Here is a 17,940-nt window from a genome sequence, read left to right as displayed (position 1 = left end):
TTGCGTATTTTGTGCTTGAGTAAATATAACTCTAGGGTTACTTTTATTCAGGCCAAGCCAAGGAGGCTGCGGTGCAAAGCAGGTTATTGATCAAGGAACTGCAAGAGGCAGGTTGGGTGTTGGATCGGGTCACGGGTAGCCATCATATTTTTACCCATCGCTATAACCCGTACACGATCCCGGTGCCGCACCCCAAGAAGGACCTGCCGCTGGGCACCGTGAGAAGCATCAGAAAGCGTGCTGGCTTGTTTGAGTTTTAAGGAGAGCATTCATGCAATACCCAATCTGTATCGAATGGGGCGATGACTTCACCGCCACCGGTATTCAGATCCCCGATATTCCAGGCGCCGTCACCGCCGGGGACAGTTTTGAAGAGGCGTACAACGCCGCCGTGGAAGTTGCCCACATCATGCTGCAGGAGATCGCCGCCGAGGGCGGGCCGATTCCGATGCCCACCTCGGTGGCCAATCATCATGCTCACGAAGACTATGCCGGCATGGGCTGGGGCATGTTGGAGCTGGACATCTCGCCCTATCTGGGCAAGACCGAGAAGGTCAATGTGACCTTGCCCGGTTATGTCATCCAGCGTATCGACCGCTATGTGCGCGAGCACAAGGTCAAAAGCCGCTCGTCATTCCTGGCGGATGCGGCCTTGGAGAAGTTGGTGCGCTCCTGAGCTTGGTCCTGTGGGAGCCAGTTCCCACGGGGCAGGCGTTTAAGCGGCAACCGGGGCGGCTTCGCGGGGAACACTCAAGAACCGCAACAACGCCACCAGCGGGAACGCGCTGCCCACCAGCATCACGCCCAGCCAGCCGCCGTGTTCGTACACGCTGCTGGCAATCGCCGAGCCGAAGGCGCCGCCGATGAAGATGCTGGTCATGTACAGCGCGTTCAGGCGGCTGCGGCTGTTGGCGTCGAGGGCGTAGATGGCACGTTGGCCGAGCACCATGTTCATCTGCACGCAGAAGTCCAGCACCACCCCGGTGACAGCCAGGCCGATCACGCTGTACAGCGGGTGGACAAAGGCCGGCAGGAAGCTCAGCGCTGCAAACAGCATGGCCAGCAGCGAAGCGCGGTGGGTGTGGCCAGCATCCGCCAGGCGGCCGGCGATGGGCGCGGCGATGGCACCCAGGGCACCGACCAGGGCAAACAGGGCGATCTCGCTTTGGCTCAGGCCGTGATTGCGTGCCAGTTCCAGCGGCGCTGCGGTCCAGAACAGGCTGAAGGTGGCGAACATACCACCCTGGTAGAACGCCCGTTGGCGCAGCACCGGTTGCTTGCGCAGCAGGGTGCCGAGGGAGCGCAGCAGTTGGCTGTAGGTGGCGCTGTGGTCTGGCTGGCGCTTGGGGATGGTGATCAGCAGGACCACGCTGATAAACGCCATCAACCCAGCGGCGGCCATGAACATCGCGCGCCAGCCGAAGTGGTCCGCTACCACGCTGGATACCGGCCGTGCCAGCAGGATGCCAAGCAACAGGCCGCCCATGATGCTGCCGACCACCCGGCCACGGGACTCGGCCGGCGCCAGGTGCGCGGCCAGCGGGATGAGGATCTGCACCGACACCGAGCTGAAGCCGATCAGCAACGACACCAGCAGGAACAGGTTCGGCTGCTGGATAAACGCCGCACCGAGCAGGCTGGCGATGGCGAGCACGGTGGTGCTGATCATCAGCTTGCGGTTTTCCAGCAAGTCGCCCAGGGGTACCAGGAAAAACAGGCCGAGGGCGTAGCCGATTTGCGTCAGCGACACGATCAGGCTGGCCATGGCCGGTGTGAGGCCGATGTCCGGGGCGATCAGTTCGATGATCGGCTGCGCGTAGTAGATGTTGGCAACGATGGCGCCGCAGCAAAACGCAAACAGCATCACCATGCTCCGGGTCATGGTGCTTGTAGCGTGGGAAGTAGCGTTCATGGTGTTCTCATAAAAGCGAGGGAAAGTGAGGCGAGCCTAAAGACAACACCGTAGCCCGGGTAGGCCGCTGGCAGTGATAACACTCATGTCCGGTATTGATGAGTGAATCGTTAACTTTCTGCACGAAGGGTGATGATACATTCAGACACAACTGCCGAAACAGGAAATCCCATGAAGATCACGCTGAACAAGATGCTCCTGGCTTCAACCCTCGCCGCCGCCATGGCCGTGGGCCTGGCCCACGCTGCCGAAGCGCCGCGCGTGGGCGTGCGCGGTGCCATCACCGCCATCGACGGTGACGCGATGCACGTCAAGGTCAACAGCGGCGAAGACGTCACTGTGTTGTTGACCCCAGCCACCCAGGTGCGCGCCGTCACCCTGGCCAAGATCGATGAGATCAAGCCGGGCAGCTACATCGGTTCCGCCGCCATGCCCAATGCCGACGGCAGCCTGACCGCGCTGGAAGTGCACGTGTTCCCACCGGCCATGGCCGGCACCGGCGACGGGCATCGCGCCTTTGACTTGAAGGAAGGCAGCAGCATGACCAACGGCACCGTGGGTGACTTGGTGGTGAGCAACGGGCGTACGCTGACGGTGAAGTACAAGGGCGGCGAGCAGAAGATCGTGGTGCCGGAGGATGTGCCGATCGTCAACCTGGAGCCGGGGGATCGCAGCTTGTTGAAGGCGGGGGTGAAGGTGGTGTTGTTTGCGGCGAAGGGGGCGGATGGGACTATCACGGCTCAAGCAATTTCGGCGGGCAAGGATGGGGTGACACCACCGATGTGAAGGATTTTTCGTATGGGCCGATTCCGACACTGTTATAGGGCTGGTCTGGCAAGACCGCATGACGCATCCGTTTTAGATTCGACGCCTGCACCTTTGCAGGCTGAATCAGGATGGGAGCGTCACCATGCGGATGATCAGGATGTTGTTGCTGTGGGCGTTTGTGCCAGGAACCACAGGGGCCGCGGAGCAGAATCTTACGACGATCAGCAACAAGGCCTACGTCGAACGGATGGCTGTCGCCAGCGCCCTCGCTTGGCCAAGGTTGGCGGCAATGGAGCGCTTGAAGCGACAGACTGGGTTCTATGCTGAGGCGCAAATACTGGCTTACGACGGCACGGCCGCCTGGTTGATCGATGCAAACGGCTACAAAGCAATTGCCGTGGAACCGGTACAAGCGCTTGGCTTGTCATCGGACTACGAGAACTTTCAACAGCTGTCGTGGGGCGGTCGCCCGACGGTCTACATGGGGTTGGGCCAGGAGTTGCCTGAGCAAGAGGTGCAGCGCCTGTTCAGCGATCCCGCCGCCGTGCCCGAGTTGTTTGCACTGGCAACCCATGAAGCCTTTCATTTTTTTGCGCAGAACAGTTGGCAACTGCCTTCGGGCTCGCGCTCCACGCGCTACCCTGAACAGGCGTTGCCCCGTCAGTATCGGCAGCACCTGATCAGCGCGTTATATGCCTCACTGCAAGGCGATGCCGACGCGCTGGGCAAGGCGCGCTACTGGCATGATCGTTGGCAGGCCGAGTTCCCCCAGGAGGCGCAGGACATCCACTTTTACGATATTGTCGAAGGCACCGCCGAATATATTGAGGGGCTCGCCCGGCAGTTGGCGAGTGGTGCCCCGGACTCGTCTGAAACATGGGCACAAAGTGTGCGGGCGCGCTTCCCGGAAGCGGCGGTGTTGTCGTTGGACGGTGAAAGCTATGCATTGGGTGCCTTGGCCATTTACTTGCTGGAAGGTAAGGATGCGTCGGGGTGGCAGGCAATCATCGAGGGGCAGGCGCCAGCGCAACGCTTGTTGGCGTCCGTTGCGCGAAGGGTCGATGTTCCAGACGCGAGGCTCAATCATCGAATCGCAGAAGATGTGAAAGAGCGCAATCGACATCTGGCACCGGCCATCGACCCTGTCGTCAGCCAGTTGCAGGATGCCGCTACCCTACGTCTGTTGCTGCCGATGGCGGCCGTTGCGGGCTCCATCGGCTTGAGCGGCATTTACCAGGTGGAACACGTGCCCGAAGAGTTTTTCGTGGGGTTACTGGCGCGGTTTTCGCTGCCGGGAGGCCATGCCACATTCGAAGGCGCGACCGTTGCGCTGGCGGTCAGCAAGTCCTGCGGCGAGGAGGGTGGGTTTGTGGTGGTGCCGTTCGCTGTCGGGGCGTTTCCGGACGGGCAGGCTAGGCGTCTGCAACTGAAAAGGCAGGGGATGGAGATCGATGTGCCTTTCCCCGAAAAAGGTGATGGCAATGCCTGGTGTGTCCGTGCATAAAAGTAAAAGCCCCTGGATTGAGGGGCTTTTAGCTGACTCAGGGCTTATTGACCGCTGTAGATCTGGTCAAACACCCCACCATCATTGAAGTGGGTTTTCTGCACGGTGCGCCAGTCACCAAAGGTCTTCTCCACCGACAGGAAGTCGACTTTCGGGAAGCGGTCGGTGTACTTGGCCAGCACTTTCGGGTCACGTGGACGCAGGTAGTTGTTGGCTGCGATTTCCTGGCCTTCTGCCGACCACAGGTACTTCAAGTAGTCTTCGGCCGCCGCGCGGGTGCCTTTCTTCTCGACCACTTTGTCGACCACCGACACCGGTGGCTCAGCTTCGGCGGAGACGCTTGGGTAGATCACTTCGAACTGGTCGCGGCCGAATTCACGGGCGATCATTTCCGCTTCGTTTTCGAACGTCACCAGCACGTCGCCGATCTGGTTGGTCATGAACGTGGTGGTGGCCGCACGACCACCGGTATCCAGTACTGGCGCTTGCTTGAACAGCTTGCCGACAAAGGCCTTGGCCTTGTTTTCGTCGCCGCCGTTTTTCAGCACATAGCCCCAGGCCGACAGGTAGGTGTAGCGGCCGTTACCCGAGGTTTTCGGGTTGGGCACGATCACTTGCACGCCATCTTTCAACAGGTCCGGCCAGTCTTTCAGGGCTTTTGGGTTGCCTTTGCGCACGATGAATACGGTGGCGGAGGTGAACGGTGCGCTGTTGTTCGGCAGGCGGGTGACCCAGTTGTCCGGCACCAGTTTGCCGTTGTCCACCAGGGCGTTGATGTCGGTGGCCATGTTCATGGTAATCACGTCAGCCGGCAGGCCGTCGATTACCGAGCGCGCTTGTTTGCTCGAACCGCCGAAGGACATCTGCAAGGTCAGCTTGTCGTTCGGGTGCTCGGCGTCCCAGTGCTTCTGGAAGGCGGCGTTGTAGTCCTTGTAGAAATCGCGCATTACGTCGTAGGAGACGTTAAGCAGTGTCACGGGGGCGGCCTGGACGGCGCCCGCCAGGGCAAGGCCGGCGGCCAGTAGGGAGGCGCTAACGAGTTTTTTCACTGCTCATTCCTTGTTGTTCGAGAAGGTGACGGTGTAAATGACGGCAATTTGCCAGCGACTATAGCCGGGCCTGCATAGACGTTTAAAGATTAAAACGCACTTTGCTTATTCCACTTTACGAAAAAGATTACTCCCACAGCGCGCGCAGAATGCGGCGTTGGGCTCGTGACTGTTTTTCTTGCACACCGGGCAGTCGTGCTGCAACTGCTCACCGCGCATGGCGCTGGCCAGTTCGGCGGTGAAAATCCCGGTGGGCACGGCGATGATCGAATAACCGGTGATCATCACCAGCGATGAAATCACCTGGCCCAAGGGCGTCTTCGGCACGATATCGCCAAAGCCTACGGTGGTCAGGGTGACGATGGCCCAGTAGATGCCCTTGGGAATGCTGGTAAAACCGTGTTCCGGGCCTTCGATCACGTACATCAAGGTGCCGAACACCGTCACCAGGGTGCACACGCTGACCAGGAACACCACGATCTTCTGCTTGCTGCCGCGCAGCGCCGCCATCAGGTAGTTGGCCTGCTTGAGGTACGGGCTGAGCTTGAGCACACGGAAGATGCGCAGCATGCGGATGATGCGGATGATCAACAGGTACTGGGCGTCGCTGTAATACAGGGCGAGGATGCCCGGCACGATGGCCAGTAGATCCACCAGCCCATAAAAGCTGAAGGCATACCGCAACGGTTTGGGTGAGCAATACAGCCGCAGCCCGTACTCGATGGCGAAGATGACGGTGAAGCCCCATTCGATATAGGCCAGCACGTCGGCGTAGTTCTGGTGTATCTCGTCGATGCTGTCGAGCATCACGATCACCAGGCTGGCGAGGATGATCAGCAACAAGATGCCGTCAAAGCGCCGCCCGGCGTTGGTGTCGGTCTGGAAAATCATGACGTAGAGCCGCTGGCGCCAGTCGTTGTTGCTGTCCATAAAGCCCGCCTGAATCAGATGTCGAGCAAGCCTAGGGGGATTCGAAGGGGCTGTCCATGCGGGGTTTCTGAAGCAGGCGCACACCGGCGCGCACCAGCCAGCAGGCGAGGATAAAGGGCGCGGTCAACGCAGGCAGGTGCAGGGAGGTGAAGGCAGGCGTCAAAAGGATCGCTAGGCCGATGCCGAACAGTGGCAACCAGGGTTGGCGGCGCAATTGGCTCAGGGCCAGGGCAGCGAGTGCGGGGTTGTAACTGTGCAGCCCGAGGAGGGCGCCGGTCGGTTCGTCCAACAGCAGCGCGACCAGCCCGCCGAGACTGGCGCCGAGCAAGGCCCACAGTGCGGCACGCCGGTTGGCCAGCCACAGGCCGAGGGCAATCAAAACGCCAGCCGCCGGTTGGTCCAGCAGCATGATTTGTGCGAGCCCGGTAAAGGGCGCGGCAACGACGGCGAAGGTATCTGGCTCGGTCAGGGCAAGGTCGCCTGGCGGCACCGTGCCCAGTAGCAACCAACCCATGCCCACGAAGGGCGCTGTGTAGGGCGGCAAGGTCGTCTGCTTCAGCCATTGTCGCGTAAGCATCGCCGCCAGCCCGCCGCACGCGAGGATCAGCGGCGGCAACAAGGCCGACCAGGGGAAGTGCTGGCTGATCAACAAGCCCAGCAGCACGCCGTTATAGCTATAGAGCCCGGCCTGGCGCTCGGCCTTGGGATAGCCCCGGCGCTGGGCCGTGAGCAAACCCGCGACGCCACCCAGCAACGCCCCGCCGAACAAGGCCGGGGCGCCGATCAGGATGGCCAGCAGGCACAGCAGGCCGCACAGCGGCTGGCGCTGGAGGAATATCTGGCTGAAGCCGTTGAGCAGGGCTTCGGCCCAGTCGGGGCAGGTCTGGTTGTGCATAGGGGTAAGTCAGTTAGACCGAGTTGCCCCCTTCGCGAGCAAGCCCGCTCCCACACTTGACCGAGTACATCCCTTGGAATGCAGTCGAATGTGGGAGCGGGCTTGCTCGCGAAGGGGCCCTTACAGGCGCTAAATCAGCGTCTCGATACGCAGCGAATTGGTCGACCCCGGCTGCCCAAACGGCACCCCCGCGGTAATCACCAACGTATCCCCGCGCTGCGCCATGCCCTGGGCCTGGGCAATCTCCAACGCCGTAGAGCACACCTCGTCCACCTGGCGCAGCCGGTCATTGACCACCGAGTGCACCCCCCACGCCACGCTCAAGCGCCGCGCCGTGGACAGGTTCGGCGTGAGGTTGAGGATCGGCGCCACCGGCCGCTCCCGCGCCGCGCGCAGGCTGGAACTGCCGGACTCGCTGTAGTTGACTAGCACCGCCACCGGCAGGATGTTGCTGATGCGCCGGATTGCGCAGCTGATGGCATCCGACACCGTGGCATCCGCCTTCGGCCGGCTCACATCCAGTTGCGTCTGGTAGTCCGGGCCGCTTTCCACTTGGCGGATGATCTTGCTCATCATCTGCACGGCTTCCAGCGGGTACTCGCCCGACGCGGTTTCCGCCGACAACATCACCGCATCCGCGCCTTCGGCCACGGCGTTGGCAACATCGGTCACCTCGGCACGGGTCGGCGCCGGGGAGAAGCGCATGGATTCGAGCATCTGCGTGGCCACCACCACTGGCTTACCCAACTGGCGGCAGACACTGATGATGTCTTTCTGGATCTGCGGCACGCTCTCGGCCGGCACTTCCACACCCAGATCCCCTCTGGCCACCATGATCGCGTCGCTCAACTCGGCGATTTCCTGCAGGCGCTGCACGGCCGATGGCTTCTCGATCTTAGCCATCAAGAACGCCTTGTCGCCGATCAGCTCGCGGGCTTCGCGGATGTCTTCCGGGCGCTGCACGAACGACAGCGCCACCCAGTCCACGCCAAGTTCCAGGCCAAAGCTCAAGTCGCGCCGATCCTTGGCGGTCAATGGGCTCAGCTCCAGCAAGGCTTGTGGGACGTTCACGCCTTTGCGATCAGACAATTCGCCGCCATTCAGCACGGTGGTGTCGATGGCCTCGGGGTGTTTGGTGATCACCCGCAGGCGCAGCTTGCCGTCGTCCAGCAACAGGTCCATGCCGGGTTCCAGCGCTGCGATGATTTCCGGGTGCGGCAGGTTGACCCGGCACTGGTCGCCCGGTGTCGGGTCCAGGTCCAGGCGCAGGGCCTGGCCGCGCACCAGTTGCACCTTGCCCTCGGCAAAACGGCCGACGCGCAGCTTCGGCCCTTGCAAGTCCATCAAGATGCCCAACGGGTAGTTCAGCTGGCGCTCCACCTGGCGAATCCACTGGTAGCGCTGGGCGTGGTCGGTATGGTCGCCGTGGCTGAAGTTGAGGCGGAAGATATTCACCCCGGCTTCCACCAGCTCGCGGATATCGTCGATGCCGTCAGTGGCAGGGCCCAGGGTGGCGAGGATTTTGACCTTCTTGTCAGGCGTCATGTTTGGCAGTCTCGAGAATCAGGATGGCGCGGAAGTCATTGACGTTGGTGCGCGTCGGTTCGGTGACGATCAACCCGTCGAGGGCGGCGAAGTAGCCGTAGCCATTGTTGTTGTCCAACTCATCGCTGGCCGACAGGCCAAGGGCTTCGGCGCGGGCGTAGCTGCACGGGGTCATGATCGCGCCGGCGTTGTCTTCGGAGCCGTCGATGCCGTCGGTGTCGCCGGCCAGGGCGTACACACCGGGCAGGCCCTTGAGGCTGTCGGTAAGGCTCAGCAGGAACTCCGCGTTGCGCCCGCCGCGGCCATTGCCGCGCACGGTCACGGTGGTCTCACCGCCGGACAGGATCACGCACGGCGCCGCCAGCGGCTGGCCGTGTTGCACGATCTGCCGCGCAATCCCGGCGTGCACCTTGGCCACGTCCCGCGCTTCGCCTTCGAGGTCGCCCAGGATCAGCGGGCTGAACCCGGCCTGGCGGACTTTTACCGCCACCGCTTCGAGGGATTGCTGCGGGCGGGCGATCAGTTGGAAGTGGCTGCGGGCGAGCGCCGGGTCGCCGGGCTTGACGGTTTCCGAGGCGGGGTTCTGCAACCAGCTGCGCACGGCGGCGGGGGCGTCGATGTTGTAGCGCTTGAGGATCGCCAGGGCCTGGGCCGAGGTGCTCGGGTCGCCGACCGTGGGGCCGGAGGCGATCACCGTGGCCTGGTCGCCCGGCACGTCGGAAATCGCGTAGGTGTACACCGTCGCGGGCCAGGCGGCTTTCGCCAGGCGGCCACCCTTGATCGCCGAGAGGTGCTTGCGCACGCAATTCATCTCGCCAATGGTGGCGCCGGATTTGAGCAGGGCTTTGTTGATGGTTTGCTTGTCGACCAGGCTGATGCCTTCGGCCGGCAGGGCCAGCAGGGCCGAGCCACCGCCGGAGAGCAGGAAGATCACACGGTCGTCTTCGCTCAGGTTGCTGATCAGTGCCAGCACGCGCTTGGCCACGGCCAGGCCGGCGGCGTCGGGCACGGGGTGGGCGGCTTCGACCACTTCGATGTGCTTGCAGGGCGCGCCATGGCCGTAGCGGGTCACCACCAGGCCGGAGACTTCGCCTTGCCAGCAGTTTTCGACGACGAGAGCCATGGCGGCAGCGGCCTTGCCGGCGCCGATCACGATCACTCGACCACTGCGGTCGGCGGGCAGGTAGGGTTCAAGGACTTGCCGGGGGTGGGCGGCGTCGATGGCTGTGGCAAACAGCTCGCGAAGCAGGTGTTGCGGATCGACCGACATAAGCGGGCTCCCGGGGGATTCTTGTTATTAGGGATGCAGCAATTGGAATGCGATCAAATGTGGGAGCGGGCTTGCTCGCGAATGCGGTCTTACACTCAACATCCATGCTGACTGGTCCACCGCTTTCGCGAGCAAGCCCGCTCCCACATTTGACCGCATTTCAAATCAAGGTTTACTTGTCGCGAATCGAGAAATTCGCCATGTGCTCCAGGCCCCTGATCAGCGCCGAGTGGTCCCAGTTGCCGCCACCGATGGCGGTGCACGTGCTGAATACCTGTTGGGTGCCAGCGGTGTTCGGCAGGTTGATCCCCAGCTCCTTGGCACCGGCCAGCGCCAGGTTCAGGTCCTTCTGGTGCAGGTTGATGCGGAAGCCCGGATCAAAGGTGCCTTTGATCATGCGCTCGCCATGCACTTCCAAGATCTTCGACGAGGCAAAACCACCCATCAGCGCTTCACGCACCTTGGCCGGGTCGGCGCCGTTCTTGGACGCGAACAGCAGCGCTTCGGCCACGGCCTGGATGTTCAGCGCGACGATGATCTGGTTGGCCACCTTGGCGGTCTGGCCATCGCCATTGCCACCCACCAGGGTGATGTTCTTGCCCATGGCCTGGAACAGCGGCAGCGCGCGTTCGAAGGTCTGCGGCTCGCCGCCGATCATGATGCTCAGGGTGCCAGCCTTGGCGCCGACTTCACCGCCGGATACCGGGGCATCCAGATATTGCGCGCCGGTCGCGTTGATCTTCGCGGCAAAGGCTTTGGTGGCGGTGGGGGAGATCGAGCTCATGTCGATCACCACTTTGTTTGGCGACAGGCCAGCGGCTACGCCGTCGGCGCGGAACAACACGTCCTCGACCTGCGGGGTGTCGGGCACCATGACGATGATGAACTCGGCTTCCTGGGCCACTTGCTGCGGGTCGGCCAAGGCGATGGCGCCGGCGTCGACCAGGGCTTGCGGGGCCTTGCCGTGGTGTTCGGAGAGGAACAGTTGGTGACCGGCCTTTTGCAGGTTGGCGGCCATGGGTTGGCCCATGATGCCGGTGCCGATGAATCCGATTTTAGCCATGATGAAAATCCTCTTGTTATTCGATAGGCAGGCCAGTCTCGGTCTGCCAGACACAGGAGATCCAAATGTGGGAGCGGCGGTGCGACGATTCGACTTGCTCGCAAAGGTCTTTCATTCAACATTTGCGTCGACTGATCCACCGCATTCGCGAGCAAGCCCGCTCCCACATTGGGTTTTGTGGTGTGTCAGTTAGATCGCGTTGTGGGTTTTGAGCCAGCCGAGGCCTGCCTCGGTGGTGGTCAACGGCTTGTATTCACAGCCAACCCAACCCTTGTATCCAATGCGGTCCAAATGCTCGAACAGGAACCGGTAGTTGATCTCACCGGTGCCCGGCTCGTTGCGCCCTGGGTTGTCCGCCAACTGGATATGGTTGATCTCATCCAGGTGCGCGGCCATGGTGCGGGCCAGGTCGCCTTCCATGATTTGCATGTGGTAGATGTCGTATTGAAGGAACAGATTGGCACTGCCCACCTGCTCACGGATCGACAGGGCTTGCGCCGTGTTGTTCAGGTAGAAACCCGGGATGTCACGGGTGTTGATCATCTCCATCACCAGCTTGATGCCCACCGCTTGCAGCTTGTCGGCGGCGTACTTGAGGTTGGCAACGAAGGTTTTTTCGAGGGTCTCGTCATCCACACCGGCCGGACGAATGCCCGCCAGGCAGTTGATCTGGGTATTGCCCAGTACCTGTGCGTAGGCGATGGCCAGCTTGACGCCAGCACGGAATTCCTCAACCCGATCCGGGTGGCACGCCAGGCCGCGTTCGCCTTGGGCCCAGTCACCGGCCGGCAGGTTGAACAGCACTTGGGTCAGGCCGTTGGCGTCGAGATGGGCCTTGATTTCAGCCGAGCTGAATTCATACGGGAACAGATATTCGACCCCTTCGAAGCCCGCATCGGCGGCCGCTTTGAAGCGAGCAAGAAAGTCGTGCTCGGTGAACAGCATGGACAGGTTGGCGGCAAAGCGCGGCATAGGGTTCTCCTTAATCGAGCAGGGAAATGGCGGTCGGCGCATCGTTGCCGACCAGGGCCAGATCTTCGAATTCGTTGACGGCGTTGATCTCGGTGCCCATGGAAATATTGGTCACGCGCTCCAGAATAATCTCAACGATCACCGGTACCTTGAATTCTTCGATCATTTCCTGCGCCTTGCGCAAGGCCGGCTGGATCTGGCCCGGCTCGAACACACGCAGGGCCTTGCAACCCAGGCCTTCGGCGACAGCCACGTGGTCGACGCCATAACCGTTGAGTTCCGGGGCGTTGAGGTTGTCGAACGACAGCTGCACGCAGTAGTCCATCTCAAACCCGCGCTGGGCCTGACGGATCAAACCGAGGTAGGAGTTGTTCACCACCACGTGGATGTACGGCAGCTTGAACTGCGCGCCCACGGCCAATTCTTCGATCATGAACTGGAAGTCGTAGTCGCCGGACAGCGCGACGACCTTGCGGCTTGGATCGGCCTTGACCACGCCCAGCGCAGCCGGAATGGTCCAGCCCAACGGGCCGGCCTGGCCGCAGTTGATCCAGTGGCGTGGCTTATAGACGTGCAGGAATTGTGCACCGGCAATCTGCGACAAACCGATGGTGCTGACGTAGCAGGTGTCTTTGCCGAACACCTGGTTCATCTCTTCGTACACCCGTTGCGGCTTGACCGGTACGTTGTCGAAGTGCGTCTTGCGGTGCAGGGTGGCTTTGCGCTGTTGGCAATCGTGCAGCCAGGCGCTGCGGTCCTTGAGCTTGCCGGCGGCTTTCCACTCGCGAGCCACTTCAATGAACATGGTCAGGGCAGAACCGGCGTCGGAAACGATGCCCAGGTCCGGGGTGAATACGCGGCCAATCTGCGTCGGCTCGATGTCGACGTGAATGAATTTGCGTCCTTCGGTGTACACCTCCACCGAACCGGTGTGGCGGTTGGCCCAGCGGTTACCGATGCCCAGCACCACGTCCGACTTGAGCATCGTCGCGTTGCCATAACGGTGGGAGGTTTGCAGGCCGACCATGCCCACCATCAGCGGGTGATCATCGGGAATCGTGCCCCAGCCCATCAGGGTCGGGATCACCGGGATGCCGGTCAGTTCGGCGAATTCCACCAGCAGATCGCTGGCGTCGGCGTTGATCACGCCACCACCGCTGACCAACAGCGGGCGCTCAGCCTGGTCGAGCAGGGCCAGGGCTTTTTCCACCTGGATGCGCGTGGCCAGTGGCTTGGCCAGGGGCAGCGGCTGGTAGGCATCGATGTCGAACTCGATCTCGGCCATCTGCACGTCGAACGGCAGGTCGATCAGCACCGGGCCTGGGCGGCCGGAGCGCATTTCATAGAAGGCTTTCTGGAACGCGTAAGGCACCTGGCCAGGTTCCAGCACGGTGGTTGCCCACTTGGTCACCGGCTTGACGATGCTGGTGATGTCCACGGCCTGGAAGTCTTCCTTGTGCATCCGGGCGCGAGGGGCTTGGCCGGTGATGCACAGGATCGGGATCGAGTCCGCCGAGGCGCTGTACAGACCGGTGACCATGTCGGTACCCGCCGGGCCCGAGGTGCCGATGCACACGCCGATATTGCCGGCCTTGGTGCGGGTGTAGCCCTCGGCCATGTGGGAGGCGCCTTCAACGTGGCGAGCAAGGACGTGATCGATGCCACCCACCTTTTGCAAGGCCGAGTACAGCGGGTTGATCGCAGCGCCTGGGATACCGAAGGCGGTGTCCACGCCCTCACGGCGCATTACCAGAACGGCGGCTTCGATTGCTCTCATTTTGCTCATGATTTTGGTGCCTCTTGCGTTTTGTAATTGTATACAAGTGGTGTCTGGTCAAAGTGTATTCACGGCGAGCTGCGCAGGTCAATCCATTTTATCGGCGGGCCTTTGCGTTCGTCGGAAGGCATTTTTACGACGTATGGGAGGTTTGTTCGAAAATATTGTATACAAAAACAAATGTCATTGTGTTCTATTTGTTTGATCGAGCATCTGATCCTTCAGACCTCCACCGCTTTTCTCATAACAAGATAAGGACGGCACCATGAGCGCTTTAACCTTGAAACTCGCCACCCAACTGGCCAGCCAGGCCCTTACTGCCGGGCGCACCATTTCGGCGGCACCGCTGACCATCGCGGTGCTCGACAGCGGTGGGCACCTGATCACTCTGCAACGGGAAGACGGCGCCAGCCTGCTGCGCCCGCAGATCGCCATCGGCAAGGCCTGGGGCGCGATTGCCCTGGGCAAGGGCTCACGCCTGCTGGCACTGGACGCGCAGCAACGGCCGGCGTTTATCGCCGCGTTGAACAGCCTGGGGCAGGGCAGCGTGGTGCCGGCGCCGGGTGGGGTGTTGATCCGGGATCAGGAGGGTCGGGTGTTGGGGGCGATCGGGATCAGCGGGGATACGTCGGATATTGACGAGCAGTGCGCGATAACGGCGATTGAGGGGGTGGGGTTGTTGGCGGATGCGGGGGTGTCGGCTTGATTTTTGGGTGATCTGTCGGGCCTCATCGCAGGCAAGCCAGCTCCCACAATTGATTGGGTTCACATATCTAAATTTGTGAATACGCTCAACTGTGGGAGCTGGCTTGCCTGCGATGGCGGCGATTCGGTCTCAGGTCAAACCCAAATGGCATCCCACAACGGATAGTCGCCATATCTTTTTACCAATCCAGCTCTTAGGGGATTGGCCACGATATACCGGGCGATCCCTTCAAGGCTTTCTTCGCGGCGCACGGCATGGTCGTGAAAACCCGGCTGCCAGAGGCGGCCCTGACGTCTGGCTACCGCATTCACGACGCGGGTGCTTTTGGACTTTACCTGGCGCATGAGACCGGCCAGTGAGCCTTTCTCCAGCGAGACCAACCAGTGGAAATGATCCGGCATTACGACCCAGGCCAAGGAGGTCGCCAGGCCCTGGTTCTGGGCAATCCTGAATTGTTGGACCACCAGGCGGCCGAGCTTGAAGTCCTGGAAAACGGGGTCGCGGTCAAGCGTATTGGTGGTCAGCAGGTAAATACGGCTGGGTTCATCATGCCGGCCGAAGCGTAGGCGTTTTGACGCGGGGAGTTCAGGCATTCCATGGCCTCTCTTCAGTGGGGGTTCTGAGAGGTTAGAACTCGGTGGTAGATGCTGATGGTCCGGCTTTTGGCAGGATGTGTCTGGACGGGCGCTATCGCGGGCAAGCCCACTCCCACAGGGGATTTGCGGTGTTCTTACATTTTGTGTGCGACGCAGGAACCTGTGGGAGCTGGCTTGCCTGCGATGGCCTCACCACGGTGTATCAGTCCGGCTCACACCCCTTCAACACCAACCGAATAATCGTCAACGCCGCCGCCTCATAATCCGCCTCATCCAACTTGGCCTTGCCGGTGATCGCCGAGATCTGCCAGTCAAAATCCGCATAGGTCTGCGTCGCCGCCCAGATGCTGAACATCAAATGATTGGGGTCAATGGCCGCGATCAGGCCGCGATCCACCCAGTGCTGGATACAGTCGATGTTGTGCTTGGCCTGGGCGTTGAGTTGCTCGACCTGTTCCGCGCTGAGGTGCGGGGCGCCGTGCATGATTTCGCTGGCGAAGACCTTGGAGGCAAACGGCAGGTCGCGGGAGATGCGGATTTTCGAGCGGATGTAGTTGCTCAGCACTTCTTTGGGTTCGCCCTCCGGGTTGAATGGTGTGGAGGCGGCCAGGATCGGCTCGATAATGCTTTCGAGCACCTCGCGGTAGAGGTTGTCCTTGGACTTGAAGTAGTAATAGACGTTGGGCTTGGGCAGCCCGGCCTTGGCGGCGATGTCGCTGGTTTTGGTCGCGGCGAAGCCTTTGTCGGCAAACTCCTCGCTCGCCGCCCGCAGGATTTTTTCTTTGTTGCGCTCGCGAATGCTGCTCATAAACCAGGTGATTCCTTGCCAAGACCGGCGGTTGCGCATGGTAGCACCGGCTATCCGCGAGCCTCAACAAGGCGCCCGCAAAGCCTTGCGCCGCGCTATGCTCGGCGTACCCCTCTTTATGGAAGACCGATTTATGGCAGGCAGCAGCTTACTGGTACTGATCGACGATATCGCCGCCGTACTCGATGACGTTGCCTTGATGACAAAAATGGCCGCGAAGAAGACCGCCGGCGTATTGGGCGACGACCTGGCGTTGAATGCCCAACAGGTTTCCGGTGTACGTGCCGAGCGGGAAATTCCCGTGGTGTGGGCGGTGGCCAAGGGTTCGTTCGTCAACAAGCTGATCCTGGTGCCAGCGGCGTTGTTGATCAGCGCGTTTGCGCCGTGGGCCGTTACGCCACTGTTGATGCTCGGCGGTGCTTACCTGTGTTTTGAAGGCTTCGAGAAACTCGCGCACAAATTTCTTCACAGCAAGGACGAGGACAAAGCCGAGCACGCGCAATTGGTTGAAGCGGTAGCCGATCCGGCAACCGATCTGGTGGCGTTCGAAAAGGACAAGATCAAAGGCGCGATCCGCACCGATTTCATTCTCTCCGCCGAAATCATCGCCATCACCCTGGGCACCGTGGCGGATGCGCCGTTGATGCAGCAAGTGATCGTGCTTTCCGGCATTGCTATCGTCATGACGGTGGGGGTTTATGGGCTGGTCGCCGGCATCGTCAAGCTGGATGACCTGGGCCTGTGGCTGACGCAGAAGCCCGGCCAGATGGCGCGCAGTATCGGTGGCGCAATCCTGCGCGCGGCGCCGTACATGATGAAGAGCCTGTCGGTGATTGGTACGGCGGCGATGTTTCTGGTGGGTGGTGGCATCCTGACCCATGGTGTGCCGGTGGTGCATCATTGGATCGAGACGGTAAGCCAAGGCGCAGGCGGGGTGGCTTGGTTGGTGCCGATGCTGCTCAATGGCGTGGCGGGGATTGTTGCGGGGGCCGTGGTGCTGGCGTTGGTCAGCGTGCTGGGCAAGCTCTGGAAAACTGTGAAGGCTTGATCTCGCGGCCATAAAAAAAGGCCATTCAATCGAATGGCCTTTTTTTGTGGGCGTTATTTACTCGGCAATCTGCAACTTGCGTGATTCCGTGTAGATATACCGCACCTTTTCATACTCGAACGGCGAGTTCATCTGGCCATACCGGAAGCTGGTCTGGTACCGCTTGTCCACCGCACGCAGGGCCCAGATTTCCGGGTGATTGGAGCTGACTTCGGAGACGTTGAGGAAGTTGATCTGGCTCTCTGCGGTGTAGTCCACGATCAGGCCGGTGGTGTCACGCAGGTTCGACGGGCCGAAGACCGGCAACACCAGGTACGCACCGCCGGGCACGCCGTAGAAGCCCAGGGTCTGGCCGAAGTCTTCGCTCTGGCGTGGCAGGCCCATGGCGGTGGCCGGGTCCCACAGGCCGGCGATGCCGACGGTGGTGTTGAGCAGCAGGCGCCCGGTGGTTTCCAGGGAGCGATGGCCCTTGAGCTGCAGCAGGCTGTTCAACAGGTTGGGCACGTCGCCCAGGTTGTTGAAGAAGTTGCTCACGCCAGTGCGCAGGAAGCTTGGGGTCACGTAGGTGTAGCCGTTGACCACGGGAATGAAGACCCATTGGTCGAAGCGGTAGTTGAAGTGGTACACCCGACGGTTCCAGGCCTCCAGCGGGTCGTAGACGTTGAGTGCGGTGAGCGACGAACGCTCGAACTCACGCTGGTCCATGCCGGGGTTGAATTTGAGCTTGGACAGCGGCTCCTTGAAACCATCGGAGTCGACCTTGATCGGTTCGTGGGCCTTGCTGTTGTCGGCATTGGCCACGCCCGCGCACATCAAGGCGGCGAGTAGCAGAAGATATTTAGCCACGGAAAAACTCCAGCATGGCGTCGGCGTTGACGCGGTAATTGAGGTTGCCGCAGTGGCCGCCCAGCGGGTAGACGGTCAAGCGATCGCCGAAGGTTTTGCGCAGGAAGCCGAGGTCGCCAGGGCCTAGGATCACGTCGTCGGCGTTGTGCATGACGGCGATTTTCTTGCTGCTGTGCAGGTAGTCCTTGAGGGCGTACAGGCTGACCTGGTCAACCAGTTGCAGCAGGCTGCCGCCATCGGTGCGGGCGCGC

Annotated in this window: 18 protein-coding genes and 1 pseudogene; 6 read left to right on the top strand and 13 right to left on the bottom strand. The window is 61.4% G+C overall.

The window, feature by feature from the left end; genetic code table 11:
- The first annotated feature begins 71 nt into the window (after positions 1-71).
- The gene (locus tag DBR46_RS05570; RefSeq protein WP_026136468.1) at positions 72-260 is read left to right on the top strand and encodes a type II toxin-antitoxin system HicA family toxin; all 189 of its coding nucleotides are present in this window, start codon (positions 72-74) and stop codon (positions 258-260) included.
- Positions 261-271: 11 nt separating this feature from the next.
- Entirely contained in the window at positions 272-676 is a 405-nt protein-coding gene (locus DBR46_RS05565; RefSeq protein WP_016978509.1) for a type II toxin-antitoxin system HicB family antitoxin, read from the top strand.
- Between the two features lie 39 nt (positions 677-715).
- On the opposite strand, the gene DBR46_RS05560 is transcribed toward DBR46_RS05565, so the two are convergent.
- Entirely contained in the window at positions 716-1,912 is a 1,197-nt protein-coding gene (locus tag DBR46_RS05560; RefSeq protein WP_124525343.1) for an MFS transporter, read from the bottom strand.
- Between the two features lie 171 nt (positions 1,913-2,083).
- Between DBR46_RS05560 and DBR46_RS05555 the strand changes: the two genes are divergently transcribed.
- Both DBR46_RS05555 and DBR46_RS05550 read left to right on the top strand, forming a co-directional pair.
- Positions 2,084-2,698, top strand: a complete 615-nt coding sequence (locus DBR46_RS05555; protein ID WP_124525342.1) for a DUF5666 domain-containing protein — start codon at positions 2,084-2,086, stop codon at positions 2,696-2,698.
- 124 nt (positions 2,699-2,822) lie between these two features.
- Positions 2,823-4,184, top strand: a complete 1,362-nt coding sequence (locus tag DBR46_RS05550) for a hypothetical protein (protein WP_124525341.1) — start codon at positions 2,823-2,825, stop codon at positions 4,182-4,184.
- Positions 4,185-4,228: 44 nt separating this feature from the next.
- Here the strand turns inward: DBR46_RS05550 and DBR46_RS05545 are convergent, their stop codons facing one another.
- From DBR46_RS05545 to gcl, 8 genes are all read right to left on the bottom strand, one after another.
- Positions 4,229-5,233, bottom strand: coding sequence for a sulfate ABC transporter substrate-binding protein (locus DBR46_RS05545; protein ID WP_124525340.1), 1,005 nt, complete (start codon positions 5,231-5,233; stop codon positions 4,229-4,231).
- A gap of 105 nt (positions 5,234-5,338) precedes the next feature.
- A complete protein-coding gene (locus DBR46_RS05540) occupies positions 5,339-6,163 on the bottom strand; it encodes an ion transporter (RefSeq protein WP_124525339.1) in 825 nt (274 codons plus the stop codon).
- 31 nt (positions 6,164-6,194) lie between these two features.
- Positions 6,195-7,058, bottom strand: coding sequence for an urea transporter (locus DBR46_RS05535; RefSeq protein WP_124525338.1), 864 nt, complete (start codon positions 7,056-7,058; stop codon positions 6,195-6,197).
- Positions 7,059-7,187: 129 nt separating this feature from the next.
- Positions 7,188-8,603 (bottom strand): pyruvate kinase, encoded by a 1,416-nt coding sequence (gene pyk, locus DBR46_RS05530; protein WP_124525337.1) that lies wholly within the window; start codon positions 8,601-8,603, stop codon positions 7,188-7,190.
- Entirely contained in the window at positions 8,593-9,873 is a 1,281-nt protein-coding gene (locus DBR46_RS05525; protein ID WP_124525336.1) for a glycerate kinase, read from the bottom strand. Before DBR46_RS05525 ends, pyk begins: the two co-directional genes overlap by 11 nt.
- A gap of 172 nt (positions 9,874-10,045) precedes the next feature.
- Positions 10,046-10,936 (bottom strand): 2-hydroxy-3-oxopropionate reductase, encoded by an 891-nt coding sequence (locus DBR46_RS05520; RefSeq protein WP_124525335.1) that lies wholly within the window; start codon positions 10,934-10,936, stop codon positions 10,046-10,048.
- 189 nt (positions 10,937-11,125) lie between these two features.
- Positions 11,126-11,908, bottom strand: coding sequence for a hydroxypyruvate isomerase (gene hyi / locus DBR46_RS05515; RefSeq protein ID WP_124525334.1), 783 nt, complete (start codon positions 11,906-11,908; stop codon positions 11,126-11,128).
- A gap of 10 nt (positions 11,909-11,918) precedes the next feature.
- Positions 11,919-13,694: a glyoxylate carboligase gene (gcl, locus tag DBR46_RS05510; RefSeq protein ID WP_026136466.1), complete on the bottom strand. Its 1,776-nt coding sequence runs from the start codon at positions 13,692-13,694 to the stop codon at positions 11,919-11,921.
- Between the two features lie 256 nt (positions 13,695-13,950).
- On the opposite strand from gcl, the gene DBR46_RS05505 reads away from it, so the two are divergent.
- Positions 13,951-14,391 (top strand): heme-binding protein, encoded by a 441-nt coding sequence (locus DBR46_RS05505; RefSeq protein WP_124525333.1) that lies wholly within the window; start codon positions 13,951-13,953, stop codon positions 14,389-14,391.
- 134 nt (positions 14,392-14,525) lie between these two features.
- Here the strand turns inward: DBR46_RS05505 and DBR46_RS05500 are convergent, their stop codons facing one another.
- The gene (locus DBR46_RS05500) at positions 14,526-14,984 is read right to left on the bottom strand and encodes a transposase (RefSeq protein WP_124525332.1); all 459 of its coding nucleotides are present in this window, start codon (positions 14,982-14,984) and stop codon (positions 14,526-14,528) included.
- 205 nt (positions 14,985-15,189) lie between these two features.
- A complete protein-coding gene (locus DBR46_RS05495) occupies positions 15,190-15,795 on the bottom strand; it encodes a TetR/AcrR family transcriptional regulator (RefSeq protein WP_124525331.1) in 606 nt (201 codons plus the stop codon).
- Between the two features lie 133 nt (positions 15,796-15,928).
- Here DBR46_RS05495 and DBR46_RS05490 point away from each other — a divergent pair, with 133 nt between their 5' ends.
- Entirely contained in the window at positions 15,929-16,843 is a 915-nt protein-coding gene (locus DBR46_RS05490) for a DUF808 domain-containing protein (protein ID WP_124525330.1), read from the top strand.
- 57 nt (positions 16,844-16,900) lie between these two features.
- On the opposite strand, the gene DBR46_RS05485 is transcribed toward DBR46_RS05490, so the two are convergent.
- A complete protein-coding gene (locus tag DBR46_RS05485; RefSeq protein ID WP_124525329.1) occupies positions 16,901-17,689 on the bottom strand; it encodes a VacJ family lipoprotein in 789 nt (262 codons plus the stop codon).
- Positions 17,682-17,940: pseudogene (locus DBR46_RS30485) on the bottom strand (serine/threonine protein kinase); the annotation flags it as partial. The gene DBR46_RS05485 and the pseudogene DBR46_RS30485, both read right to left, overlap by 8 nt.

Origin of the sequence: Pseudomonas sp. KBW05 (genome assembly GCF_003852405.1) — a bacterium.
Taxonomy (GTDB): domain Bacteria; phylum Pseudomonadota; class Gammaproteobacteria; order Pseudomonadales; family Pseudomonadaceae; genus Aquipseudomonas.
This window is presented reverse-complemented; position numbering and strand designations above follow the sequence as displayed.